The sequence below is a fragment of the Candidatus Poseidonia alphae genome, from assembly GCF_943787815.1.
In the GTDB taxonomy this organism is placed as follows: domain Archaea; phylum Thermoplasmatota; class Poseidoniia; order Poseidoniales; family Poseidoniaceae; genus Poseidonia; species Poseidonia alphae.
Map to the genome: position 1 here is coordinate 399,205 of NZ_CALSNW010000003.1, position 24,813 is coordinate 424,017.

Genomic DNA, 24,813 nt, shown 5'->3' on the forward strand with positions numbered 1-24,813 from the left:
GATGTTTATTTGATGTCCCGTTTTCCAACGGCCATGAGCGACCAGCCACCTGTAAGGACCGCCCTCTTCGATGAACACCTCGCTCTTGAGGCAAACATGGTCGATTTCCACGGTTTTGAATTGCCCATTTGGTATTCCAACATCAAAGAAGAACATCTTGAAACCCGTCGTTCCGCAGGTCTCTTTGATGTCTCACACATGGGTTCATTCCGCTTCAGCGGTGACCATGTGCGTGAGTGGCTCGAGGGTTTGGCCACACAACGTGTGACAGCGATTTCCCCCTCTCGGTGCGCTTATACACACTTCCTCGATGATAACGGCCACCTCATTGACGACATGATTTTTGCAGTCGTCAGCGATAAGGAACTTCTCGGAGTTCCAAATGCATCAATGATCGATGTCATGTGGGATTGGTTCTCAAAGCACCTGCCGGAAGACGGCTCAGTAGTTTTGGAGAATTTATCGGATGAGATGTCAATTCTAGCACTCCAAGGTCCCAAAGCCAAGGAAGTGTTCGCTTCTGTGATGGGAGATGACCAACATGTTGCTCGGTTCAAGTGGCGAGAATTAACGGACAACCCACTGGGAATCTCGGGATGGATGCAAGGCACTGGATATACGGGTGAGGCGGGATATGAAATCTTCATTCCAAATGACGATGCACCTGCCCTGTGGCGTGCTTTGATCGCATCAGGGGCAACCCCTGTGGGGCTCGGAGCTCGTGATACCTTGAGATTGGAGAAAGGATTCCTCCTCTCGGGTGTAGATTTTTGTTGGCCACCGCTTAGCGAAGAAGAAGACCCTTCCTTCCTTGCCAGAGATTCATGGGAGACAAACGTGCCGTTCGGCCTCGATATTGAGCATGAGTTCATCGGACGCCAGAGTGTTGTAGGCCACGCAGAAGACGATGCTCGATGGTGGGGGGTTCGGTACGTCGAGAAAGGACCCCTGCCTCGCCCAGGCAAAGAAGTCGTTCTTGATTCCGGCGAACACGTTGGCCGCCTCACTTCTGGTGCACCCGCTCCCAGTCTCAACAACCTTGGAATTGGTATTGGATATTTACAAGGCGTCAAGGAAGGCGATGAAGTCCTCATCGTTGCGAGTCCACGTAAATCGGTTCGAGCCGTTGTCGTCCGCCCGCCATTTTTCTAAAGTTGAGTGAGAACAGGTTCCATAGCAGCCATCCAGCGAACCTGCTCACGCTCTCCACTATGACTTAATTCAACCTTCATGCTCTTGGCTTCCATGAGTGCATTCTTCACAGAAGCAAGGTTGCCCCAGGTTGCAGACTTGCCCATCCGTTCCAAGGTGGCTAACTCTCCCATCAAACAACCGTCGTTAACAACACTCGGTACTCCATGAGCCGCAGCATCAAACATCTTGACAGGAATCGCTCCTTGGAGTATGTTTCCTCGCAGAGGGGAATACATCGCATACATCACGTCAACACTTTGGATGATCTCTCCAAACTCTTTGGATGTAAATGCGCCCGTGACATTGGCTTCGACCTCACCAGCCTCTACTGCTTCCATCATCAACCGTCGGACTTTAGGTGCAGCCGGACCATCGCCTGCAATTCGGATGTTTGGACGTTCCAAAGCAGGAAATTCTTTGACGCTATTAAGGAGCAATTCAAACGATTTCACGTCGCGAATTCGGCCAAGATAACCAACCGTCCATCCTTCGGAAGAACGGGGTAAACGTTCTGGAAAGGGTGGCATGGGCCTGTTTTCAACAACATTTCCCACCAGGCCGTGATGGGCAAGCCATTCCACAAATCCTCGTTGGCTCCCTCCGTCAATGCTTCCACTGGACGTAATAATGCATTCAGCATGCTTTGCACGGGTCAACATCTTCTGTTTGAATCTGCGACTCACGAGGGTTCGCGGTAGAGAATTGGGAGCATCCATGCGAACCCACGTGTGCTGAAGGTCGTGCATATCAAAAACGAAAGGGACTGATTTAGCCCGTTTGAGAGCGATTCCAATGTTGAGCGTGTCTGCATCATGACAGTACACCAATCCTGGCGGGTCGTTAAGGAGCGTCTCCCGGACTTGTCGATTGAATTTTTTGAGCCCCATCAGTGTCTTAATTCGTCCGCCATAGGGTACCTTTCCAACACGATACCGCATGATTCGGACGCCGTTGTTGTTCTCGCTCAAAGGATGGGTCTCGGAACGGTCAAATGCATGGATGGTGACTCGATATCCAGCTTTGGCAAGCCAACTGGCCTGACGTAAAACTCTCGGGTCAGGAGCGCATGAATTGGTCACTACCATCGCCACTCGGACCATGACTTTGCGAGACCGTCCACCGCCATGAGGTGTTCCCTTGATTCATGTGGGGCAAAGCAATGCATTATGAGCGGGACGCGCATGGATTTCATCATACACCCATAGGGTGAGGTGATTCCAATGGTGGACCAACTTCCAAACCTTGGCCGAGAAGATGAGATGTTGAAGGCTATGGGCCTTCAAAATATGGAAGATTTGTTCGCCGACATTCCGGATGATGTCAGATTCAAAGGGCCCCTCCCGCTTCGCCCCCCGCAGTCTGAAGAAGAGATTCTTAGTGATGCACGCCGTCTTCTTGGAGCAAACATTGCAATGGGGAGTCGGACATCATTCTTAGGTGCCGGGTTGTACAGGAATTACATTCCAGCATCGGTCTTTCAACTCGTCACACGGGGCGAATTCTTAACAGCCTACACACCATACCAGCCTGAAGTAAGCCAAGGGATGCTCCAAGCCATGTGGGAGTTTCAATCACTTATCTCTGAGTTGGTCGGACTTCCAATCGCAAACCTCTCGTTGTATGATGGTTCCACAGCGGCTGCTGAAGCCTTGACATGTGCGGTCAGAGTCCACAACAGAAAAGCAAACCAACCAAACACTGTTTATGTCTCATCTTTGACCCCTCCTGACAAAATGTCTGTGATGGAAAACTACTGCCAGGGTGCGGAGATCACCATCAAAACACTGGAGCACAACGCCGACGGAACCCTTAATCTTGATTCCCTGAAGAAGGCCGCTGGTTCATGCGGAGTCTACCTCGAACAACCAAATCCACTTGGCGTCCTCGATGAAGGGCTGACAAAGACAAAAGAAATCATTGGAGAGCATACAGCACTGATTGTTGGAGCCCAGCCAGTCTCGCTCGGCATGGTTGAAGCACCGGGCCATTACGGGGCAGACATCGTCGTCGGGGAAGGGCAACCGCTTGGTAGCCCCGTCACTGCGGGTGGTCCTCTCTACGGGATTTTCGCCTGCAGCAAGCCTTACTTGCGTTTGATGCCCGGACGAATCGTAGGCCGTTCCATCGATGTCGATGGAAAAGAAGCGTACTGCCTCACCCTCTCCACTCGAGAGCAGCACATACGTCGTCATCGTGCAACCTCCAACATCTGCACCAATGAAACGCTGATTGCTTTGATGGGTGCAATGCACATGGCGCTGCTTGGACCCGAAGGCTTGCATGACCTGGCTTATCGTAACGCTGCTGCCTGCCAGAAGGCAAAGGAAACTTTGGCTGATACACCAGGGGTCAGAATCGTACATGACGCATCTCACTTCAACGAATTTGCAATTGAAATTGAAGGCTCAGCCGAAGCCTGTCTTGCCTACCTCGATGAGAATGGAATCATCGGTGGGTTTGACCTTGGGCGCTGGTACCCATCCATCACCAATCAAATTCTCATTACCACGACCGACCAGACCACAGTGCAGGACATTGAAGCCTTGTCTGCTCAATTATCAATGTGGGCAAGCCATCAGGGGGTGAGTGCTTGAGTCATCTGTTCAATCACAACGGTGCTCCTAACACCGGTTACAGTCAACCTCCAAGCATTGAGACAGCGGTGAACCCATCCATTCCCTCAGGACTTGTTCGCCGACAACAGGCACGCTGGCCTCGTCTTTCTGAGCCCGAGATGGTCCGACATTATACTTGGCTCTCAAAGCGTAATTTCGGAATAGATACCGGTTTTTATCCACTCGGTTCCTGTACGATGAAGCACAATCCACGAGTGAACGAAGTCATTGCTCAACTGCCAGGTATTGCCGACATCCATCCTCATCAACCTGAACATCACCTCCAAGGACTTCTTTCGATCTATTATGAGATGCAACACATGCTCGAAGTGTGTGCAGGCATGGACCAAGTGACGCTCCAACCGGTCGCTGGTGCTCAGGGCGAATTCACTGCAGTTCGCTGCATTCAAGAGTACTTTAGACTGAAAGGGGACACAAAAAGAACCAAGGTCATCGTTCCTGATTCAGCCCACGGTACCAACCCAGCGAGTGCAGCAATGGCCGGTTTTGAAATCGTAGAAATCCCAAGCCGTGTTGACGGTCGCATCGACCTTGACGCCCTTCGGGCTGTTGCTGACGAAACCACTGCAGCCATGATGATCACCAATCCAAATACCCTCGGCCTGTTTGAAGCGGATATTTCCGAAGCAAGTCAAATCGTCCACGATGCAGGCGGACAAATGTACTACGATGGAGCTAACTTCAACGCCATTCTTGGAATCACTTCACCGGGACTTATGGGCTTTGATGCGGTTCACTTCAACCTCCACAAGACCTTCTCCCAACCGCACGGCGGCGGAGGGCCTGGGTCTGGGCCGATTGGGGTCAAGGCGCATCTCGCCGAATTCTTACCAGGTCCGCTTGCCGACCGACGTGCACCAACCGCTGCTGAACAATCGACTGCTGTTGACGAGTTCTGGTACCATTGGAGGGAACCAGCCCACAGCATCGGCAAGGTTCAGCAATGGCACGGCAACGCTGGTGCAGTCATACGCTGCTGGGCTTACTACAGGCGTTACGGTTCAGGACTGACAACGATGTCGGAGCACGCTGTATTGAACGCCAACTACCTTCGTCACGCAATCCACAAGGCGGCTCGGGAAGAGGGCGTTGACCACCTGTTTGTGGACGGTGCAGAAACCGATGTAGCAAAGCACGAGTTCACGCTCTCAATGCAACCCGCCAAAGAGCAACTGGGGGTATCTGCTATGGACGTCGCTAAGGGATTGCTGGACCGAGGTTACATGGCGCCTACCGTTTACTTCCCGTTGGTTGTTCCGGAATGCATGATGATCGAACCGACCGAAACCGAGTCTAAGGACACGCTTGATACCTTTGCTCAGCACTTCGCAGAAGTGCTGAAAGTCGATGCTGAAACATTGCATGCAGCACCAACCACAACACCTGTACGTCGTGTTGATGAAGTCTATGCTGCTCGCAACCTGTGCCTTCGCCATCCCTTTGATGAGTGAAGGTCCGAAGCGAAAGTGCTAATGTAAAAAATCTCCAGCAGGACATATGGGCGTAGATAATCACCAGCGGATGGGCTGGAATTCTGTTCCTCCGAAGGGCGACTTTACCGCCACCTTGTTCCTTTTTGCTTGGGCCCTTCTACCCGTTGGTTTCATGGGAATGATGCTTCTCTTTCACAAGTTTGAATCCTTCAGGCTTCCTCTCTTGGCTGTGAGCGAGGCCTTGTTGCTGTTGACGTTTGCCAGTGGGTTCTCTCAAAGGAAGGGCAGCAAATACGATTCAAGGGTACAACTGGCCGGTGTGCTTCTTGGCGTCTCTGTGATGATTCTGGCGGTTCTCTATCTCGGTGAACTGTCACAATGGTGGTGGCTCGGATATGCATTTTGTATCGGTTCGGTTCCCTATCTTTTCATTGCCCTCAACGGTCTTGCAGCCTGCGACCATGAAGTTTATCAACGCCCATGGGAAGCTAAAGATTTGGTTCCAGTTGAGCGTTGTTTGTCAGGCTGGACTGTAATGTCCGCCCGTTGGAAAAGTGGAATAATGGCTTCGAAAACAATTGGGACGCGAACGGTGGTCATGTTCGGCAGTAGAGATGAGGATCTGTTGTTACTGAACATTGAACTTCTTGCTCCAAAAAGCGAAGAACTAGCCGAAGCGGATTGGGGCGTTCAGTGGGACGGTTTCTCCGCTACTTCATCCGATAAAGATGCTGAAGAATGAAGCATTTTCTCCGTCCTCATCAAGAGGCATCTAAATGAACCACCCGCGCCGGCAGGGTAGCATGGATGTAACGATTCTACTCGGCTCCTCTTCGGACCTGCCCATTGCCCAAAAGTGTACTAAAATCTTGGAACTGTTTGATGTCCCATACCAATTGCGTGTGGCCTCCGCTCATCGGTCTCCCAAATTCGTGGAAGAAATCGTGGGGGATGCTTTGGACGACGGTTGTCAAATTTTCGTAGCCATGGCTGGACTTGCTGCGGCACTTCCGGGTGCAGTTGCAGCCCTAACCACCAAGCCTGTCATCGGCGTCCCATGCGGTGGAAAGGTCCCATTCGATTCACTTCTTTCCATCGCTCAATTGCCCCCTGGTGTTCCAGCAGCCACCGTTGGTGTTGACCGTGGAGACAATGCAGGCTATCTTGCCGTTCAGATGCTCGCTCTCATTCACCCCAAATATGCTGCTGCTTTGGAACAAAACAAACTGGACCAAATCGAGCGAGTTAAGGCCCAAGACCGTGATGTCAACGGCGGTGCCTGAAATGTTTGATACCGAGGAATTCATTTCAGAAAGTATTGAATCCCTCAAATCGACTATTGATGACATCGCCATTATCGCCTGCTCGGGTGGAGTAGATTCAACCGTAGCCGCAGTGATCGCAAGCCAAGCAGTCGGGGATTTGCTTCATTGCGTCTACGTTGACACCGGGTTCATGAGAAAAGATGAGACCGAACAAATCGAAGCCCTTCTCGAAGAGCAGGGGATTAACCTGGTTACTGTAAAGGCAGCAGACCGGTATTTTGAGGCGCTGGAAGGCGTCACCGAGCCTGAACAAAAGCGTAAGGTCATCGGTGAATTATTCATTCGTATTTTCGAGGATGAGCAGAAGAAATGCGGAGCTAAATATCTCGTTCAAGGAACCATTGCCCCCGACTGGATTGAATCCGGTGGTGGCGTCCGTGACACCATCAAATCCCACCACAACGTCGGTGGTCTTCCTGAAGACATGACCCTCACTGTTGTTGAGCCACTGCGTGATTTGTACAAAGACGAGGTCCGTGAATTGGCCCGACATCTCGACATTAACGTGGCTGAGCGCCAACCTTTCCCAGGCCCAGGCCTTGCTGTTCGTACACTCGGCGAACTCACACCTGAGCGTGTTGCCGTTGTACGGGAGGCGTGCGCCATCGTTGAAGAGGAATTTGAAGCTGCTGCAGAGCGTGGTGAAATGGAAATTCCATGGCAGTACTTCGCTGCTCTCTTGCCGGTTCGCAGTGTCGGTGTTCACGGAGACGTACGGGCATACGGTGAGACCATCGTCGTACGTGCGGTCCAATCCATGGACGGAATGTCCGCCCGTTATTCGGAGATACCCCACAACATCCTTCAGAAGATCAGCACTCGGATTACAAACACCGTTAAGGGTGCAGTGAATCGTGTTGTTTACGATATTACCCACAAACCTCCGGGTACCATCGAGTGGGAATAATCCCCTCCGCACAGTTTTTGGTTTCCTTTTGGTCCATTCTTTGGAAAACCTTTGTTCTTCAACCTCACAGAAGGTTGCGAAATATAGGACTGAGCCGCCATGCCGAACCATAGCGCTCAATAGAGGGCACGGAAAACCTCACAGCACAGTCACAAAATGCCAGGGGTCGATGATAACCCTTACAACACCCTTGCGTGAGATGCCTGTTGTATCGGTACCCTCTCATGACACGCCTGTACAGTGGGTGTTCAGAGGGTGGAACCGAGTTAATTATAACCAAGCCCCGCATAGTGAGAGTATGAAACCAGGGCAAATTCTCGCAACAGGTTTACTTTTTTTCCTTCTTTTTATGCCATTATTTGCTCTTATTGGAGACATGAGAGTCCAGTGTGAATTTAATGTTGAAAATGATTGTTCTGATTACTCAAATATGCAAGGATTAATTGGTGCAGGATTATTGTTCGGCCTAATGCTTTCAGTTGGTGGCGCATACAAAATGAGGAATCTCTCGAAGGGAACAGGAAGTCCAACATTTGGTAAGTATTCCTTACAAGATCACAACATGAAAGGTAGTATGTGGGATTCAGACTCAAAATCTAATGACGTTTCTTTCGTTGAACAATATGGTATAGATGATTCTGTTCTCGTAGATGTCCTTAAGATTCTTCAAAGCGAGAAGGATAATGCTCTGAACGATTCAAATCAACTGCTTTCTAAAATTGAACTTAACAACGATTCAAGTTCAGAAATTGGTGCCTTAATGCAGAAGCAGATTCACCAGAAAACAAGAGTGGGCGATATCGAACAAGCCATGACAAAAATCAAGGCTGAAATGAAAGGCATCAAAGAATCACAAACCGAATCAAATCTTGACATGAAGGATTCAGTTATTTCTGGAGACGTGATGGTTAATAACCCTCATGAAATTGCTGAGGCTGCAATAAAGGCGTACAAAATGGGTCAACAAAGCAAAGATTAGTTTTTTGATACGCAACAACCGACATATCATTTCCATGAAATCACGAGGGTTCTCTCATACCCCTCAAGACATTATGGAAGAGTACAATGGGTGTTCAGTCCCCCATTACACACGCTACCCTTTGACTCGTATACGAACGCAAGGGGGCCCCTCTAATTCATTATTTTCTCGACTATCTCGGTGATATTATATCACTGCACTTCTTGGTATTTGCATGTCTGTTGGCTTAGGCGATGGAAAACCGAGGGTGACATTAGAAAAAATTTCACAATGGCAAATTGATTTAATGGTCAGTTTTCCTAATGACAATTTATTGGGAAAGACCCATAAATTCCGCATCAAATATGCAAAGTGGGGACTAATAATTGGCAAAATTGGGTTTAAGATTCGATTTAGTGATGTATTCTGGAAAATGCGCATACTGAAGGAGAATCGCGTGCCACCATACCGTTGGTTTCGTGGCGGATTAATTACATTCCCAAAAACTCAATTTGAATCTCCATTTCAAGATTTTACTCTTGAATTTCAATATGATATGCCTGGGGCCTCTATTTTCAGTAACAAGTGGAAGATTTTCACAATTTATTACAAGGATGAAATCATTTTCTCAACTGGTGCATAGGGTGTCAACATAACACCCTCACGCTCATAATTTCTGATGCATGGGTTCACAATGGGTGTTCAGTCCCTCAGTACAGACGCTACCCTTTGTTTGTACGGGTAAGCAGTGAGCCGTATTCTCGTTCGGGACATGGCCGTGGGTGCTGAACAATTGGTGCAAAAAGTGGGTGCCCTTGAAGCATAACTTCCAACTTTTACTCACGGATGGCGTGCTTTCAGTATGACGGTTCTATTCAGGCGCCGATTGTGGGGCTCGAACCCACGACCTTGGGATTAACAGTCCCACGCTCCACCAGCTAAGCTAAATCGGCAAGGTTGGCGACAGGCCTCCCCTTTATCACGGCTTCGCCACCATCAGTCCACGATGGCCATCAGGCGTTCAACCGGTGGCACAAAACCATTCACCGTTTCAATGAGGTTTTGCAGGGTTGAATGCTCTTCATCGGTCAATTTTTGATTGTGATGGAAGGTCAGCAAGGGTTGGTTTTCTTCGATGCTTGTGCCCTTGGAAGCATGGAATACGAAGCCGATTTCAGGAACCACTTCGTCGTCAAGTGCGTATCGTCCAGCCCCATGTTGCTTGGCCAAAAGTGCTGCAGCCATTGAGTCAATGGTTCGTACGTGTCCCTGCTGGCGGGACAAGACTGTGGTTTGATGCTCACTTTTAGGTAAAACCGAATGAGGGTCCTTGACCAGCAAATCAGCAATTTCCTGTGATACTCCTTGTTGAATGCACATGAGCCTAAACTTTTCAAGGGCATCACCACGGTCCAGCGATCGTTCAATTTGTTTGTTTGCTTCTTCAAGGCTCAGGCCATCCTCGGTCATGGCTAGAAGCGCACCACCTTGAAGAATGACGAGGTTTCTAGTGTCAACGGAACCTTTGCCTTGCATTACTTCGATGCTTTCAATGATTTCTAACGCATTTCCGACGTGACTTCCAATCGGTTGTTCCATCGATGTGATGTGTGCAATGGTCTTGATGCCGAGTCCCTCTGCCGTTCGTACCATGGATTTGGCCAATTCCTCAGCTTGTTCATGCGTTTTCATGAAGGCTGCGCTTCCGCATTTCACATCAAGAACAAGGGCTTGCAATCCTTCTGCTGCTTTTTTTGAAATGATGGAGGCGGTGATGAGAGGGACACTATCGACGGTATCCGTGACGTCACGAATCGCATACAGGACACCATCGGCGGGAGCGATAGCATCGTTTTGAACGGCAATGCAGCATCCGATGGCATTGACAGCGTCGTTCATCTCTTCTGGGTTGAGTCTGCAATTAAAACCAGGAATCGATTCCAATTTGTCGATGGTCCCGCCCGTATGGCCAAGCCCTCGTCCAGCAAGCATTGGAACACGACGCCCGCATGCAGCCAGCGCTGGCGCAAGCATCAGTGACATCTTGTCTCCGACCCCTCCTGTGCTGTGTTTGTCCACAACGGGAGGTCCATCTTCCCAAGTGAGTTGGGCTCCTGATGCGATCATTGTTTTTGTGAGTTGGACGGTGTCCTCTACGCTGCAGCCAAAGGTATGCACGGCTTTTAGCCAGGCTGTTGCGTCTTCTACAGCAACTTCTCCATTGGCTACGCCCTTCACAAAGTCGTCAAGAAGTGCGTGGTCTTGACCTTGTTGAGCCACAACAGATTCAATCAGTTGAGCAACGTTCATCTCTCAACCTCAAATCAGACCTATTTCACGCAGGCGTTGTTGGAGATAATCTCCCGCCTTGATGCTCTGATATTTTGCAATACCACCGGTTTTAGCGACAAAATCAGAGTGGGGGGTGAGGTCGATTTCGTTTCTTGGATGGACAAACATCGGCATTGAATATCGGCGAGAAGTGGAATCTTGAGGATTGACCACTCGGTGAGTGACGGAACGAAACAATCCGTTGGTAAGGTTTTGGAGCATGTCTCCTGAGTCAACAATGATTGCCTTTTCATCCCCCTTGACCTGTATCCATGAACCATCGTGGTCCATCACTTCGAGTCCATCAGCCGTAGCGGTTACCAGGAGCGTGATGAAATTGATATCTTCGTGGGCAGCTGAACGAACAGCACCTTCGGGCATCGTTGGGTCAAGAGGCGGATAGTGAATCATTCGCATGATGGTATTCCCTTGGTCAGCCATTTCGGGAAGCCAATCTTCTGGCATGCCAAGGTAAAGAGAACATGCTTCAAGCAATTCTTTTGACAATTCTTCCATGTCGGTGTAGAGGCGGTCAATGACGCTACGAAACGCTGGAGCGTGGTCGTTGGGCCACACGTTTTGAGGGTAGGTTGGTGTTGGTCCGTCAATTGGATAGCCCCTTCCGGTCTGCCAGAATTCTTTGAGGTCAGGTGCTGGATTGTCCTTTGCGTGTTCAACTCCAAAAGCCGTATAGCCGCGCTGGTGAGCGATTTCTGGAAGAAGATACGACCGTTTGGTGTTCTCGTCCAATTCAAAGAAACGGTCGCACTGTGCGTAAGCATCCATGATCAGTTCGGTATCAATTCCGTGATTGACCAAGGCAAAAAACCCGATGTCATGGAGTGCGTCTCCGACCTGTTGGACGAACGCCTTTCGCTCGTCTTCGTTTGAAGATTGAGCGAGTGTGAAATCAACGGTCGGTATCGTTCTTGTCATTGTGGTCTCAGTCCTGCATGAAGGTTCTTAATTTGGAGAGGAGTCTCAATGTTTCAATGTAAATCCAGATGAGTGAAATGAGTATCCCAAACGCAGCATACCATTCCATGTTCTTTGGTGCACCGTTCTTGACTCCCGCTTCAATAAATCCGAAATCGCTGATTAAGGTAAGAGAGGCGACGACAAGAATGAACAGTGTGAGTCCGATTCCAATCGGTCCTGAACTGTGGAGGAAGGGGACATCGTATCCGGAAAACATGCTGAGGACGAAGGAAGTCATGTAGAGGAAACAGATGCTGATGACAAGTCCTCCAATGACCTTGTTGAACATGGGTGTTGGGCGGATGATTCGTGACGCATACATGGCGTACATGGTGCCGGTAATGCAAACGGTTCCAAACGCTGCCTGGAGTACAATGCCCGGATAATATGCCTCCATAACGAGGGACATGCCGCCCACGAGTAAGCCTTCAAAAATAGCATAAAGACTCATCAAGGCTACGGGATTTTGCGGTCGAGTCACGAAGGTGATCATGGCTAGAATAAAACCGAAAACGGCCCCTACGGTCGAGAATAGGCCGGCGTAGAGGAACATGTTTTCGCCAGCAGTCAAACAGACAAGGGCAGTGGCGAATGAACTGATGATGGTCAATGTTAGGAGGAAACCAATCTTGCGGAGGCTGCCCTGCAGGCTCATGGTCTCGACACCGGTAAGTGCCGCCATGAATTTGTTGTTAAGCACGGGATTGCTGCTACGGTATGCGATGGCCATAGCGTTTGGTCCACTCGGTCCCGTTTGAATGTTATTCTGTTTGACCGTGCTGAACGACTTGTTCTTGGTAGTAGTTGGAGAGTTGGTCCATCGTCCATCCTTGGAGGAGATAGTCCTTGACCATGTCTTGACTCCAGCCGGGAACCAGCGCCATCATTTCAGGAGTAACGGTCGGTCCAGATGCATCCAGAACGGGTGCATCCCAGGCGGGTGTTTCTCCTTCCGGCATGACTTGTGCCATAGCAAACGATTCAGCGGTAATGCTGTCTTTGACATCTTCAGAATCGCTACGCTTGTTCTGAAGGATGACGTAGGCTCCTCCCGAGAGTATAAGCGCACCAATCATCAAACCGAGGAACAAATTCTCTCCAGAACTTCCCGATGTATCATCTCCGTTATTGTTGACCAATTCTGCTCGTTGTTGGGATGAACATCCATCCGGGTCGGTTGCGGCTCCTGCTGGTGTGTTCGGACATTTGTCTTGCTCGTTGAGGATGGTATCGTTATCCTCGTCTGCCGAAGGAGTGGTTGTATCGTTGGAGTTGTTATCGGATGGCGGGTTGACCACAATGCCTCCAAGGTCACAACCAAGTGCGTCGGATTCGTTTTCTCCGTCGTTATCGGCGTCAGCCATGGTCAGCGCGTCACGCGGCGAAACATCGGCTACACTGTCGCTAAGAATTGAGGCCTGAGCCCAAGCAACTTCAATACCGTCAAGGATGCAATCTCCATCGGTGTCAGGATTGAGCGGGTCGCCTCCATGCAGCAGTTCAGCTTCGTTGGTGAGTCCATCAGCATCGGCGTCGTACATTCCTTCATCATAGGATTGTCCGATGACCGTTCTTCGGGTTCGGTTCAATCCGAACATATCTTCCCATTCATCGTTGAGTCCGTCTTGGTCGGAGTCCACTTCGGGGTCCAATCGCTGCCAGTCCTCATTCCATGAATCGATGTAAACCGAAGCGACATCATTGCTGCTGATGAGCAGCCCCATCTCTCGGTTTCGAACCAAGGCGGAGTCGCCCCAGTTGATTGAAGATACAAGGACGGCTTCTTTGTCAACGATCGCACCTTTGTTGTGCAATTTGTTAACGCCATCTCCAGCACTCATGACAACAGCATTTGTGTCGTAGCCCAGAGTGGCGTTCCAATCCTCATTCATTTGGTCAACGACCTTTTGGATGTCCTCGTCGAGGTAGGCGCCGTTCAAAATAAGGCGGATTTTAATCCCACGTTGAGCTGCATCTTCCAATGCAGATACAATGGGGTTGTCTCCCCAGCCGTAGGACCAATCCATGTCAAGGTATTGCAGAGAGAGAAGGATTTCATCATCTGCACTGTCCAACATCTGAACCAATTCATTGATGCAATTATCTGGACAAACCAACAGTGTGGCTTCAAAGGCCCCGTCAATCGATGTTGAAAGGTTTCCAACAATTGGGGACGATTGAGGCATAACCCAGCCGGATGGCGCATCCGCCATGGTGACGGGCGTGATGTGAGAGCGTTCAGCGGATTCATCAAAGGCCAAATGCGAGCGTACGAGGGTGGCTAAGGCCGCATCATCAACGATGACACCCCAGTCTCGATTTCCAGCATCACCGGGTGCAGGTTGAGATGAGGACTTCCAGTTTCCTGAACCGATCCAAACGCTTTCATTATCTCGGACAGCGACCTTGCTGTGGATGTAAGCATAGGGTGTTTCCCCCATGTCTCCAAACCAAAACACGTCCACTCCAGCAGCGAGCATGGTCGTTGCCATCCCATGGTTTGCATCCAGGTCGTATTCAGGCCACCAGTTGTCACCGTAATCCATGACGACGGTCACTTCAACACCGCGTTGGTCCGCTTCGATGAGGGCCTCCACGAGATGAACTTCTTGAAGTTGGTACATGTGAACTTGGATGGATTCATCGGCATCACCGATCCAAGCCAAGAGGTCAGTGAGTCCGTATTCAGGAGCGAGGAGTGGGGTGATGTTACCCGAACTGGTCACGGTAGGTTCGAGGCAGAAATTGCTTCCACCAAGGCGGCTCCATCGGTGGTGCCAGTCCGCAACAACATCGTTGTCTGGTGCGTCACCGCAACCGTCTCCACGAAGGTAAATGAGATTGTCCAAATTTGTCAAAGGTTCAACCAAAGCAATTCCGCTCCATCCATCAACATCAACTGGCCCGTTGCCGTAAACAACCGTGTCAACAGCATTGCCTGAGGGGTCAAGCAACTGCACCGCAGCCCCCGAGTTGGCGAGGTAGAAACTTCGGTTAAGCGCCGAATCAAGTTCAACAACCATTCCATCTTCGTAGAGAGTTACTGCTGATGCGTCATTTGCGAGGATTGTTGCACTTTCTGGTTGAATCATGAAATTGGTGAACGAGGTATCGTAAGGAACTCCAGCGCTCGATGTGGTTCGCAGCTTCCAGCCGTCCATGACGGCAAGTTTGTCACCGGAATTGGTGATCTCAAGGAATTCCATGGTGCTCGAAACCGACGACGAAGCATCGGGCATCAATCGTGTGAGACGGAGGTCGTCTGGACTTGCAAGGTTGCCTGCATCAGGCTCTTCTTCGCCCGGTGTTGGCCAAAGCGTATGGGTCCATGGGTCATTGCTCGTGGGACCTGCTTCCAATGTTTGACAATCGGTTTCTATGATCCAACTCGCACTTTGAATGAGGTCGCCGTCTGGGTTCAGCAACTCTGCACTGTCTCCGAGGCCGGAAAGTACGTCCTGATCCATCAAAAAGACGGCGCGTGCTCCAGCAGCAAGGACGGTTGACGAAGTTGCGTTACCGTTGGCCCACATGCTGTCAATGCGCATGAATCTACGATGGTCGTCAGGAGATGCAATTGACCACCTGCTGAGATTGATGTCTTCCATGCCCGTGTTGAAAAGTTCAACCCAGTCTGCATCCGGGTCAATGGTTTCATCATCGCAATAAGGCAAAATTTCAGTCATACTAACATTGCTTGAGCCTGAATATGCAGGCCATACGGGGTTGAGTTCGCCCGGTGTCGCCCATGCAGATTGTTTCCAATCACCGATGTTCATAGCACCGGATGAACCAACTCCAGCGTGCGTGCTGTTGGGTGGGATGAGCGATTCACCTTCAGCCGTTGCTGACCAAGAAATAGTGTCTACTGTGGCTCCAGCCAGGTCCAATAGCCCAATTGAGTCGGCACTGGTATGCTTGAGATAGAAACTGCTTGTTCCGTTAAGGGCAACCAGTACAACCTCTCCAGCAGGAATGATTGTGCTGTTTTGAAGCGGCATGTTGTATTCATGCAAGGTTAAACTTCGGGAAGGGGCTTGGAGTTTCCATCCTGCAACATCAATATCTTCATCTCCATAATTGAGGAGTTCGAGCCATTCCCCTTTTGGCCATGTTTGACTGTCACTTCCAACCGCGTCGGGCAGAACCTCTGTAAATCGGACGTATCCATCGGATAGAACACTGCCCGGTTCAGGATGACCAGGTGTCTTCCAAGCTGCTGGAGTCCACGGGTCTGTCGGGGCTTGGGAACGAATGAGAGCTACGTCTTCGCCATGGTCAGTGACATACATGGCTGTATCTTGGATTTGCCCGGTGAAGTCACGGAGCATAATGTGATTGTAATTGTCCCAAAGTTCAGTGTCTCCAGTGAATTGAACGAGTCTTCGTTGGTCGGGGGAAATGCCCGTTGAGCCCTGAGTTGAATTGAAGACGAGGGTTGCAGGGTCAAGGAACGTGATGTTGCCCATGCCGTCAATCAACGACCAGCCCATGAGGTCAAGTTCTAACGTACCGGTATTGTGGAGTTCAATCCACTCACCGTCGGGGAAGGCAGCACCTTCTGTTGTTGCATTGACGAGGATCTCGGAGATTTGAATATCATTCATCTGGGTCGGCATCATGATGAGTTCCACAGGATTCATTCCTTCTTGTGTTGGATAGGGTGCAGCGCCCCACATGCCGTTGGGTGAACTTGTTGCCATCAAAGAAAACCCTTGCTCGGTTGACGAATAGGACACTTCTTGAGACGGGCTTCCGTTAGGCCATTTGAGGGTGAGCGATTCGGGGCCATTGTTGAGGATTCCGTACGCACTGCTTCCGTTGACTGCTACGATTCTGTGTTGCCCAGGGGAGATGATGTAACTCGAGGGTGATGAGGTAGCATTCACCAAGTGTGATGCATTGACCGGGAGAAGGTTTCCTGCTGCATCCTCAAGGGTCCAGCCGGTCAAATCAATATCCGAGGTTCCCGTGTTGTACAACTCCACCCATTCGCCACCGGGCCACGATTCATTGTCGTAGGACGGCCAAGGATTCGCCATGATTTCACTGATTACAAGGTCCGATGGGACCATCACAGCAGCCGTGCCAGCCGAATTGACTTGTCCTGGGGACGGTGAACCCGTTTTAATCCAATTTGCCGTTGCATTTGTAGGGTCTTGTTCGTAACTCTTACCCGAGGTTGCTGAGGTCCATGTTGCTTCGTGAACGTTGTTGTTGTTTTGGTCGTAAAGGGTCAATGTCATTCCTGTGTTGGTCAGGTAAAAATTGCTGTCCCCGTTTCTTGCTATGACGATGTAGTCGCCTGGGGAAATGGTCCATGACGATGCGTTTCCTGCTTGATAGCCAACGATTGTATTGGCATCGAAATTAAGCGTTTTACTTCCACTGTTGACGGCTTTCCAGCCGCTCAAATCAACGTCAGTTGTACCGTTGTTGAACAGTTCAAACCATTCACCATTTGGCCATGCTGCATCATCGGCGCCGCCGGGATTTGGAATCACTTCGTTCAGGCATACATCTCCCGAACAAGCAGTCGACCGGGCGCTTGTGGGCATGAGTTCAGATTCTTGTTTGAGGTCGGTTTGAGCGAGAGGGCTCGTCAAGGAGACAAGGAAGAGCATTGTTAGGGCAAAAGCAAGGTTTCGGTTATTCATAGTATCACGTTCTTTGGTTCAGATAAATCCGAAGGAATCGAATTTTTGTGCGAAGGTATAGATCATAATAGGAACAAGAATAATTCCCATTCCGTGAGAACGGCGGATGCCGATACGAGGGGGAAGTAAGCCGATGATCGTACCTACGATGAGGACGCCGATTCCGACAAATCCGGTCGAGAGCCAAACAAGAGCAGCAACAAAGATAATGACTCCCATGACCATTTGCTGGAGAGGAATTGCTGCGTGAAGTTTCAGCATTCCCTTGCCCACATAGCGCATCATGGGCATGGCGAGCAATCCAGCGGCCAGTGTGACGGCCAGTAGGCGGATGAAATCCGATGTTGGCTCAAGAGCCGACCATGTTTCAATAGGATACATCATCTTGAGCGCTAGTGTTGCACCGGAACGTGAGCGACTGATGATGTAAAGGAATCCAAGGACCATGACAGTGACGGCGGTGTTGACTGCAGAAAGGATGGCGATGATTTCCAAATCTTGTTTGGTTTGTGGGCCTTCTACACCCTCTGCAGCTTCAGCCTTGGCGACTTCAAGCAATTCGTCGTCGGTCATCTCGGTCAGCCTTCGGGTTTCCCAATCCATTCCATATCCTTGTTTCCCCTGTGCTTTTGCAGCGAGGTTACGTCCACCCATCACGAGAACTGTAGCTTGGGATGCGGTCATCCCAGGCAATACACCCATGCTGGCTCCAGCAACACTGGACCAAAAACAGGGTATCATCAAGGGACGAACAGGAGGAAGTTCCCAGTTCTCCTTTTGTGGAGGTAGGTGGGAGGTGGTGGCGTAAATATCGAGAAGGTTGGCTACACCAAAGAGTCCAGCCAAACTTGGTAAGAGCAGGCTTGCATCAGGCATACCTATGGGTGAACGGGCAGGTAGAGTAAACACACCCCATCCATACAAGCCTGCAAGTAAGAAGAATGCCGATGCTGCGATGAATCCTACAAACCTAGAGTCTCGCCCGAGTCGCCCTCCCGTGAGTCGTTGGATCCACAAAGGCCAGTCGAGTCGTGTGGTTTCGGTGGCGAGAAGAAGGAGAGAGATGGTCAGCAACACAAAGGGAAGGACTGAACGCAGTGAGTCGTACCATCCGAGTTCCGGACCAAAAGCGATTCTTGCGAGGATGATCAAAGGGAGTGAAAGGAAAAGCCCGAGTTGTGAGCCCCGAGCAGACCAGGCCACTCCTCGGGCAGCGTTACCTGAAAGAAGCATGCGGTGGCCCGGAAGTAAGGATAAAGCCGTGTCCCCATCAGGTGCTCCGATGAGTGCCGAGGGAATGTAATTCAGGAACGTGTGTACCGTTCCAGTCGATACGATGATCGCAGCTACTGCTGAAAGGGGAATGCCCAAGTCCAGCAAGGCTGGAGAAAGCGCTAGTAAAATGAGAGCGACGTTGTTAACGTGGAACCCCGGAATGAGTCCGGTTAGCGAACCCATCGCTACACCGAAGAACAAGGCCCCATAGAGCCAAGCCAAATCCAAAAAGTACCCTTCGAGCATGTTTATCCCTCAACTGTTTAGTGACGCTTCATATTCAACTCGGTCCGATACACCATCGTTATTGCTGTCTTCATTGAGTGCCGAGTATCCGTTCAAACCATCTTCTAAGGTGTCGCCGAGGCCGTCCCCGTCCGTATCCAATACGTCAGCACTGTCAAGAGAGTAAATCAAACTCATTCCGTCTGCACTTTGCACTTGACGGAATCGTCCCGTCCATGTCATTGACTGGTCAGCATGCAGTGAGTCGGTTCCGATGCATTGCGATTTTGTGTTGAGCACAATGGATTGATTGGAACCGTCCCTATACAAGAGCCATTCTCCGTCTTCCATCATCGCTTTTCCATTGATCATCACGTTTTGGTCTCTTGAGTAACTCCACTGTGTGGCTCCGTCGTCCCAAAGAAGCGTCCGTGCAGAGGGAACCGTTCCTAGCGTGTAATCATGGATCAGCAAGCGAATACGCATGTCTTCATCGTCCCACGTAACCGATACATTCGCAATGACATTCTGCCCCGTTTCCAACCAAGATGTACGTGGGCTAGGGAAGGTGACCGCAACGGTTGTCCAACCAGGAGAATATGCCGCAGAATCTACGAGGTATCCTTCTTCGTCCTCAACCGACGGTTCGATGGCGTACTTGACGTAGGCAGACAGCGTGTATCTGGCATCAGGGTCATCGACCATGCCGACAGGATTTGCAGATAACATGGCCAAGAGATTCATTGGGGTTTCTGGGTTGACCAGTTGGGGTGAACTTCCCTCAGTGGCATCAATGCACCATCCTGATGTAGCCGTTGACCACAGCAGTCGGCCACGAACGGTTTGGATGGTTCCATCCATTGAAGCCGCTTCTTCGTTGGCTCGGTCCTCGTCGCTGGGAATCAAACATATCTCGCGACTGTTAGGTCCAATCAACCTCCAGGCCTCATCTCCGGTAAGGAGCATGCCCGACATGTCGACGGTCTGCCCCGATTGGTAACTCCATGTTGCCTCCGCACTCCAATCGAGCTGAGGGATGTTGATGGTGTGCGTGCGGTCTTCCAGAATATCAGTTCCTTGAACTTGAAGACTCCAGCGTAGGTCACGTTGTTGGTAGGAGAGAATTCCTTGAATCTCGACCTTGGAGGTGGCTTCAATCCATGTGCCGGTGGACGAACGAATCGTTAGGTGCATCTGGTGTTCCGAATTTCCATAATTGGGGTGGTCGCCAAGATAGGCCGAAGTAAAGGTGGCATCGGGGCTGATCGATTCGCCAATGAATCCGGTCAGTTGGATTACTTCACCGGAATAGGCTGCTGGGTCTTTGGCCACGTCGGCAAGAGCGAGCCTTTGTACCTCCGGATAATCCGATGGTGAGAACTCAAATGCTCCGGCACCAAGAGACTGAAGCCATATTCTGCCGTCGTATTCAATGACGTCTCCCATGACCGTTACGTTGGTTCCAATGGGGGGCATGTCTCCCGGGCGATACCAACGGGCCTCCACCACTCCAGTGCCGTCGTCGATGATGGCATCAATACGGTCGTCACCCGAGGAGTAAGGGTCTTCAACCCATGATATGAGTGTACCCTCAACCTTCACGACTTCGTTTTTGTACTCGAGCAAGGAACCGATTTCAATGGTCTCCGGTTCACGAACATAAGCATACCAATTCAAGGTCGCTACCAAAAACATTGCAAGTGCAAACATCACCCAAAGTTGTTGACCCCGAGTTTCAGGATCTTCATTGGTGATGCGGTCCATGAGTCCCTTTACTGCATCGGCCATGTTCTCTGGAGTTGGACCATGTGTTTATTCATTCTCATCCACAAAGATGGTGGGTTTTACCGATAATGGCTTTAATATGATGCGTTGAGGCCTTCACAATATGACTGCACCTGACCGCGTCATCCGTGACGAGATTCATCGGGACATTTTAGTCCCCGCAAACCATGCACAAATCATCGATACGCCTGAGTTTCAGCGCCTTCGCTCCATTCAACAACTTTCAACATGCGAATACGTGTTTCCCGCTGCGACACACAACAGGTTTGCACACTCACTGGGCGCATACCATCTTGCTGGTCGGTTGATCCATCACCTCGAGACGGCTCACCCTGGAATCATCAGCGACGGAGATGCTGAATTGGTTCAGTTAGCGGCTCTGCTCCATGACATTGGACACCCACCCTATTCCCATCTGTTGGAAACTCCGAAAGTGTACGCAACGTTTGCATCCCATGAAACATGGGGGCGGCGTATGCTTGAATCCAATGAAACCGCAATCGGAATCATCGTTGAGGAAGTGCTCGGGAAACACCGGCTTCAACGTCTTTTTGCCATCATGGACGGCTGCGATGAATATCAAGGCGTTTCCATCCCTAAGTTCCTGAAAGAAATCGTCAGCAGCCAAGTTGACGTTGACCGTATGGATTACATGATTCGAGACCAAGCCAACACAGGGGCTCAAATCGGAGGTTTTGATAGTGCTCGTGTCATGCGTGCTTTACGAGTTGGAGACGACGGAGGATTGTTTGTCAAACAATGGGGTTTGCCGGCTATTGAAGCCTATTTAGTTACTCGATATCACATGTACCAGCAAGTGTATTTCCATAAAGTCAACATGTTGACTCAAAACTACCTGGTCAACATGCTCGGGCGGGCGCGTGTTCTTGCGCAAGAAGGTTCGTTGGCGCTGACCGAAGAACTTGAGCAAATGCTGCTCAATACGGAACTTACTGCTTTGCAGTATGCAGCGCTTAACGATGCTCATGTCAAAGTGGCCCTGCCTCGTTGGGCGCGTCATGACGATGAAGCATTGTCCGGTTATGCCAAGCGGTTATTGTCCCGCAAAGACTTCCATAAATCGTTGCGGATTGACGATTTGACCATTGAGATGAGTGAAGTGATTCTTCCTCGTCTCCGAGAATCCATTGAGGAAGCAGGGTACAACCCTGAATTGGATGTCATTCAAGCCACCATTCGTAAGCGGGGATATTTGCCTTACGTTGAAGGCATCGTCCTTGAAGACGGGAGGGATGCTTCGGAACACTCAGCCTTGATTCGGTCGTTGGCTCAGCCGGACGAACGGTCGATGGTTTTTGTTCCTGAATCCATCCGTGATGAAATGGAGTTAAAGGTTAGGGAATGGATCAAACCAACCCAATCCTCCCTCGCTCATTTTGATTGAGTTTGGACAGAAGGTTCATTTCACCTACCGTTGCCCACCGGAACAGGGCCTGTAGCTTAGTAGGTTAGAGCACCCGGCTCATAACCGGGAGGTCAGGGGTTCAATTCCCTTCGGGCCCATCCCATGTCACCAATTCAATGTATGAAAATCCTTTTTTCGCACAAGTCGCCCATAACGGTTATGAGGTGGTGGGGGTTGGAAGGACTGTTAGGTGAGACAATGTCAGCATACAAACGCGTCATCGCTCTTTTGAGTATTTATCTGTGTTCGCTTCTTCTGGTTGCTGTTCCTGCATCGGCCCAAATCTCAGGTGCCGCAGTTTCAATGACCTGCGCACCCGGTCAAATTCAGGTTGAAGTTAAGCCCGGTGCTACTTTGACTGGCTACACCACATGCACCGTTACTAACCCAACAACCTATGTTGAGAAAGTCAACATTCAGGTGACAAGTGATGGTCTGGCGACTGCAGCCCCTGGTGACCTCTATGTGGGTGCCGGACAAGAAGTCGACTTCCAGGTTGTTGTTCGGGCAAATCCATACATGCAAATGCAATCTCGCCAACTCACAGTTTCTGCCGATGTCCAGGAATTGAACAACCTTCCACCCCCCAATCCTGCATCCTCCAGCGTTAACGCACTGATCAACATCATGCAATTCAGTATCGTCCAAGTTGAAGCAGTTGAACCCTTTGTTCAACTCATGCCGAAGACCGACAAGAACTTCCAGTTCAAGGTTTACAATTTTGGAAACCAAATTGACCGGATGAAAATTGGTGTGACCCAAAACACCCGTGACTCTCTCGAAGAAGCCGGATTTACCGTCAACCTCCCACAGACGGTTGTTACCATTGAGCCAAACACCGCCCCAGAGACTGCTCGAATTATGGTTCGTACGCCCAAGAACCAAGGTTGGTCGGATGCCTACCACGTCCTCGAATTCTATGCTGAGTCGGAGTTTGCATGTCAAAACAGCGGCTGTAACACTGAATCACAAATGATCACGGTCTATGTCCGTGGTGTTTACCTGCCTGGCTTTGAAGTCGTTCCTTCACTCTCCATGATCGCACTCGCTGGTGCAGCCATCGGTCGTCGTCATTTGAACAATGATGAAGATGACTTGGAATGGCGTGATGGTGCTCCTGGCCTTTGAGACTTCGTCTCAGAACTACAACATTGACCGCACGAACAGGGGTTGGTTTCATAATCCCATCACGGCAACGGGATGATATCGGGGATGTACTATGGGTGGATTATTGGACAAAGCGAACGCCGTAAAAGATGCTGAAATTGACACTGAGGAGCCAACTCCTGTCAAATCTGAAGCGAAAACTGTAGATGCTCCAAAACCAGTTGCATCAAAAATAGAATCATCTTCTACTCCATCACTTGGAGGAAATCCAGACACAGCCATGAAACTCAATCTCGGAGGTTGGGTCATCATCCTTATTGGTGCGATTCTATCATTGCAAGGAGGTGCATGGGGATTCCTCGCTGTCAGTGTTGTTCTGGTTCTTGGAATCGGAGCAATCGTGCAAGCAGACCGCATGCGTGGTGGATTGAACAAGCCTAAGTTGTATGCAAGCATTGGTGTTGCCTTACTTATCGCAAGTGGCCCATACGCTGTTGTTATGCTCTTCCCAACCAATGCAAACATTGCTGTTACTGATGTGATAGTCGATGAGGACAATGATGAATTGGATTTTGCAATTAGAGGGAGTTTCAAATCGGTTGAGCTCAATATTCAATCAAATGGAGAAATTCTTTGGGAAGGTTCCGGAGACATGGCTAATGATTTAAAACGATTCAATGTTCCATTTGATGATTTCTTTGACGGTAATACTGAAGATTATGACGGGAGGATCATAAAGACATACACTATTCATGCAACGTCATCAAACGGCAATGAAGTTGATTTAGATATAAATCCCAGACATCTCACTCGCCAAGCCCTTGACGGTGGAGTCCAATTCACGCCTTATGTCTCAACCGACGAAGGCTCAAGCAGCACTGATGCCTCTTCTGAAATCGAGGGTATCCGAGTTCAAGCCTTTGTTGGGCTGTTTGCAGATGGTGAAAAAGAAATGGATGATGGCAAGCACAGTTATGCAGCTACGACTTCTGATGGCGGAAGTAAGTTTAGAGAATTCACAGGTCAGCAAGTTTACACACTCACGATCTCCAAAAGCGGCTCCTCGGGCTACAGTCATCCACAAGTGACCCTCGACGGAGATCTTGCAAAATGGACCTCTGAATATTCTGGAGCAACAACTAGAGATGCATTTGGATTTGTTTATTTATCCGGGACTGCTCTAGATGATGATGGATTTGAATACATTGAATCTGAGGACTTTTATGACGACGACGGATGTTATGATTTCACACTTACTGTCACCAATCAAAATATTGGAGATGACCATTCAACAACTTTTACCGTTGTGAACTCTTGGGAGTTTAATTGGATTGATGGTACTGAACAAACCCGACATACATATCCGACCTGCTGATTTGGACTATCCTTGTAAATGTTATAATTAATATATACACAAAGCATATTTATTATGCTCCGATTGTGGACTGTTGTTGTGTTTGATTCTAATGATCTGGTCTTCGGACGATAATACAAATCAAACCCTCTAGGTTAGTCGTGACCGATTCTTCACAACGAGTAGTTTGGCGAGTTCACGGTTGCTAACCACGATGTCATT

General features: G+C 49.9%; 18 protein-coding genes and 2 tRNA genes. 12 read left to right on the forward strand and 8 right to left on the reverse strand.

Annotation, left to right across the window (positions count from 1 at the left end; all coding sequences use genetic code 11):
* Positions 1-12 precede the first annotated feature (12 nt).
* Positions 13-1,152, forward strand: coding sequence for a glycine cleavage system aminomethyltransferase GcvT (gene gcvT / locus AAA857_RS06535; protein ID WP_338174152.1), 1,140 nt, complete (start codon positions 13-15; stop codon positions 1,150-1,152).
* On the opposite strand, the gene AAA857_RS06540 is transcribed toward gcvT, so the two are convergent.
* Entirely contained in the window at positions 1,149-2,294 is a 1,146-nt protein-coding gene (locus tag AAA857_RS06540) for a glycosyltransferase (RefSeq protein ID WP_338174153.1), read from the reverse strand. The two genes, gcvT and AAA857_RS06540, sit on opposite strands and share 4 nt — an antisense overlap.
* 120 nt (positions 2,295-2,414) lie before the next feature.
* Between AAA857_RS06540 and gcvPA the strand changes: the two genes are divergently transcribed.
* From gcvPA to AAA857_RS06575, 7 genes are all read left to right on the forward strand, one after another.
* Positions 2,415-3,788, forward strand: coding sequence for an aminomethyl-transferring glycine dehydrogenase subunit GcvPA (gene gcvPA, locus AAA857_RS06545; protein WP_338174154.1), 1,374 nt, complete (start codon positions 2,415-2,417; stop codon positions 3,786-3,788).
* A complete protein-coding gene (gene gcvPB, locus AAA857_RS06550) occupies positions 3,785-5,281 on the forward strand; it encodes an aminomethyl-transferring glycine dehydrogenase subunit GcvPB (protein ID WP_338174155.1) in 1,497 nt (498 codons plus the stop codon). The genes gcvPA and gcvPB overlap by 4 nt, the downstream gene beginning before the upstream one ends.
* A gap of 46 nt (positions 5,282-5,327) precedes the next feature.
* Positions 5,328-6,005, forward strand: a complete 678-nt coding sequence (locus tag AAA857_RS06555; RefSeq protein ID WP_338174156.1) for a hypothetical protein — start codon at positions 5,328-5,330, stop codon at positions 6,003-6,005.
* Between the two features lie 61 nt (positions 6,006-6,066).
* Positions 6,067-6,546: a 5-(carboxyamino)imidazole ribonucleotide mutase gene (gene purE, locus AAA857_RS06560; protein WP_338172723.1), complete on the forward strand. Its 480-nt coding sequence runs from the start codon at positions 6,067-6,069 to the stop codon at positions 6,544-6,546.
* Position 6,547: 1 nt separating this feature from the next.
* A complete protein-coding gene (gene guaA / locus AAA857_RS06565) occupies positions 6,548-7,495 on the forward strand; it encodes a glutamine-hydrolyzing GMP synthase (RefSeq protein ID WP_338174157.1) in 948 nt (315 codons plus the stop codon).
* A 298-nt stretch (positions 7,496-7,793) separates the two neighbouring features.
* Complete coding sequence (locus AAA857_RS06570) at positions 7,794-8,474, forward strand: hypothetical protein (protein WP_338174158.1); 681 nt, start codon at positions 7,794-7,796, stop codon at positions 8,472-8,474.
* A gap of 214 nt (positions 8,475-8,688) precedes the next feature.
* Entirely contained in the window at positions 8,689-9,096 is a 408-nt protein-coding gene (locus AAA857_RS06575; protein WP_338174159.1) for a hypothetical protein, read from the forward strand.
* 237 nt (positions 9,097-9,333) lie between these two features.
* On the opposite strand, the gene AAA857_RS06580 is transcribed toward AAA857_RS06575, so the two are convergent.
* From AAA857_RS06580 to AAA857_RS06610, 7 genes are all read right to left on the reverse strand, one after another.
* Positions 9,334-9,406: transfer RNA gene (locus AAA857_RS06580), tRNA-Asn, on the reverse strand.
* A gap of 43 nt (positions 9,407-9,449) precedes the next feature.
* Complete coding sequence (locus AAA857_RS06585; RefSeq protein ID WP_338174160.1) at positions 9,450-10,763, reverse strand: thymidine phosphorylase; 1,314 nt, start codon at positions 10,761-10,763, stop codon at positions 9,450-9,452.
* A gap of 9 nt (positions 10,764-10,772) precedes the next feature.
* On the reverse strand, positions 10,773-11,720 hold the full coding sequence (locus tag AAA857_RS06590; protein WP_338174161.1) for a 2-oxoglutarate and iron-dependent oxygenase domain-containing protein: 948 nt from the start codon (positions 11,718-11,720) through the stop codon (positions 10,773-10,775).
* A 7-nt stretch (positions 11,721-11,727) separates the two neighbouring features.
* Entirely contained in the window at positions 11,728-12,492 is a 765-nt protein-coding gene (locus AAA857_RS06595) for a Bax inhibitor-1/YccA family protein (protein WP_338174162.1), read from the reverse strand.
* A gap of 31 nt (positions 12,493-12,523) precedes the next feature.
* Complete coding sequence (locus tag AAA857_RS06600) at positions 12,524-17,419, reverse strand: lamin tail domain-containing protein (protein WP_338174163.1); 4,896 nt, start codon at positions 17,417-17,419, stop codon at positions 12,524-12,526.
* Between the two features lie 18 nt (positions 17,420-17,437).
* Positions 17,438-18,940 carry a tripartite tricarboxylate transporter permease gene (locus tag AAA857_RS06605; RefSeq protein ID WP_338174164.1) on the reverse strand — a complete coding sequence of 501 codons (1,503 nt, stop codon included), beginning with the start codon at positions 18,938-18,940 and terminating at the stop codon, positions 17,438-17,440.
* Between the two features lie 9 nt (positions 18,941-18,949).
* On the reverse strand, positions 18,950-20,707 hold the full coding sequence (locus AAA857_RS06610) for a hypothetical protein (protein WP_338174165.1): 1,758 nt from the start codon (positions 20,705-20,707) through the stop codon (positions 18,950-18,952).
* Positions 20,708-20,807: 100 nt separating this feature from the next.
* On the opposite strand from AAA857_RS06610, the gene AAA857_RS06615 reads away from it, so the two are divergent.
* The 4 genes from AAA857_RS06615 (at position 20,808) to AAA857_RS06630 (ending at position 24,612) form a co-directional block, all read left to right on the forward strand.
* On the forward strand, positions 20,808-22,109 hold the full coding sequence (locus AAA857_RS06615; RefSeq protein WP_338174166.1) for an HD domain-containing protein: 1,302 nt from the start codon (positions 20,808-20,810) through the stop codon (positions 22,107-22,109).
* 45 nt (positions 22,110-22,154) lie between these two features.
* Positions 22,155-22,228, forward strand: a tRNA-Ile gene (locus AAA857_RS06620).
* Positions 22,229-22,328: 100 nt separating this feature from the next.
* Entirely contained in the window at positions 22,329-23,258 is a 930-nt protein-coding gene (gene coaT / locus AAA857_RS06625; RefSeq protein WP_338174167.1) for a choice-of-anchor T family protein, read from the forward strand.
* A gap of 91 nt (positions 23,259-23,349) precedes the next feature.
* On the forward strand, positions 23,350-24,612 hold the full coding sequence (locus AAA857_RS06630; protein WP_338174168.1) for a hypothetical protein: 1,263 nt from the start codon (positions 23,350-23,352) through the stop codon (positions 24,610-24,612).
* Positions 24,613-24,813 lie beyond the last annotated feature (201 nt).

Coding starts and splice junctions, on each gene's coding strand:
- gcvT (WP_338174152.1), top strand. CDS start 13: ATGTCCCGTTTTCCAACGGCCATGAGCGACCAGCCACCTGTAAGGACC.
- AAA857_RS06540 (WP_338174153.1), bottom strand. CDS start 2,294: ATGGTCCGAGTGGCGATGGTAGTGACCAATTCATGCGCTCCTGACCCG.
- gcvPA (WP_338174154.1), top strand. CDS start 2,415: ATGGTGGACCAACTTCCAAACCTTGGCCGAGAAGATGAGATGTTGAAG.
- AAA857_RS06555 (WP_338174156.1), top strand. CDS start 5,328: ATGGGCGTAGATAATCACCAGCGGATGGGCTGGAATTCTGTTCCTCCG.
- purE (WP_338172723.1), top strand. CDS start 6,067: ATGGATGTAACGATTCTACTCGGCTCCTCTTCGGACCTGCCCATTGCC.
- guaA (WP_338174157.1), top strand. CDS start 6,548: ATGTTTGATACCGAGGAATTCATTTCAGAAAGTATTGAATCCCTCAAA.
- AAA857_RS06570 (WP_338174158.1), top strand. CDS start 7,794: ATGAAACCAGGGCAAATTCTCGCAACAGGTTTACTTTTTTTCCTTCTT.
- AAA857_RS06575 (WP_338174159.1), top strand. CDS start 8,689: ATGTCTGTTGGCTTAGGCGATGGAAAACCGAGGGTGACATTAGAAAAA.
- AAA857_RS06585 (WP_338174160.1), bottom strand. CDS start 10,763: ATGAACGTTGCTCAACTGATTGAATCTGTTGTGGCTCAACAAGGTCAA.
- AAA857_RS06590 (WP_338174161.1), bottom strand. CDS start 11,720: ATGACAAGAACGATACCGACCGTTGATTTCACACTCGCTCAATCTTCA.
- AAA857_RS06595 (WP_338174162.1), bottom strand. CDS start 12,492: ATGGCCATCGCATACCGTAGCAGCAATCCCGTGCTTAACAACAAATTC.
- AAA857_RS06600 (WP_338174163.1), bottom strand. CDS start 17,419: ATGAATAACCGAAACCTTGCTTTTGCCCTAACAATGCTCTTCCTTGTC.
- AAA857_RS06605 (WP_338174164.1), bottom strand. CDS start 18,940: ATGCTCGAAGGGTACTTTTTGGATTTGGCTTGGCTCTATGGGGCCTTG.
- AAA857_RS06610 (WP_338174165.1), bottom strand. CDS start 20,707: ATGGCCGATGCAGTAAAGGGACTCATGGACCGCATCACCAATGAAGAT.
- AAA857_RS06615 (WP_338174166.1), top strand. CDS start 20,808: ATGACTGCACCTGACCGCGTCATCCGTGACGAGATTCATCGGGACATT.
- coaT (WP_338174167.1), top strand. CDS start 22,329: ATGTCAGCATACAAACGCGTCATCGCTCTTTTGAGTATTTATCTGTGT.
- AAA857_RS06630 (WP_338174168.1), top strand. CDS start 23,350: ATGGGTGGATTATTGGACAAAGCGAACGCCGTAAAAGATGCTGAAATT.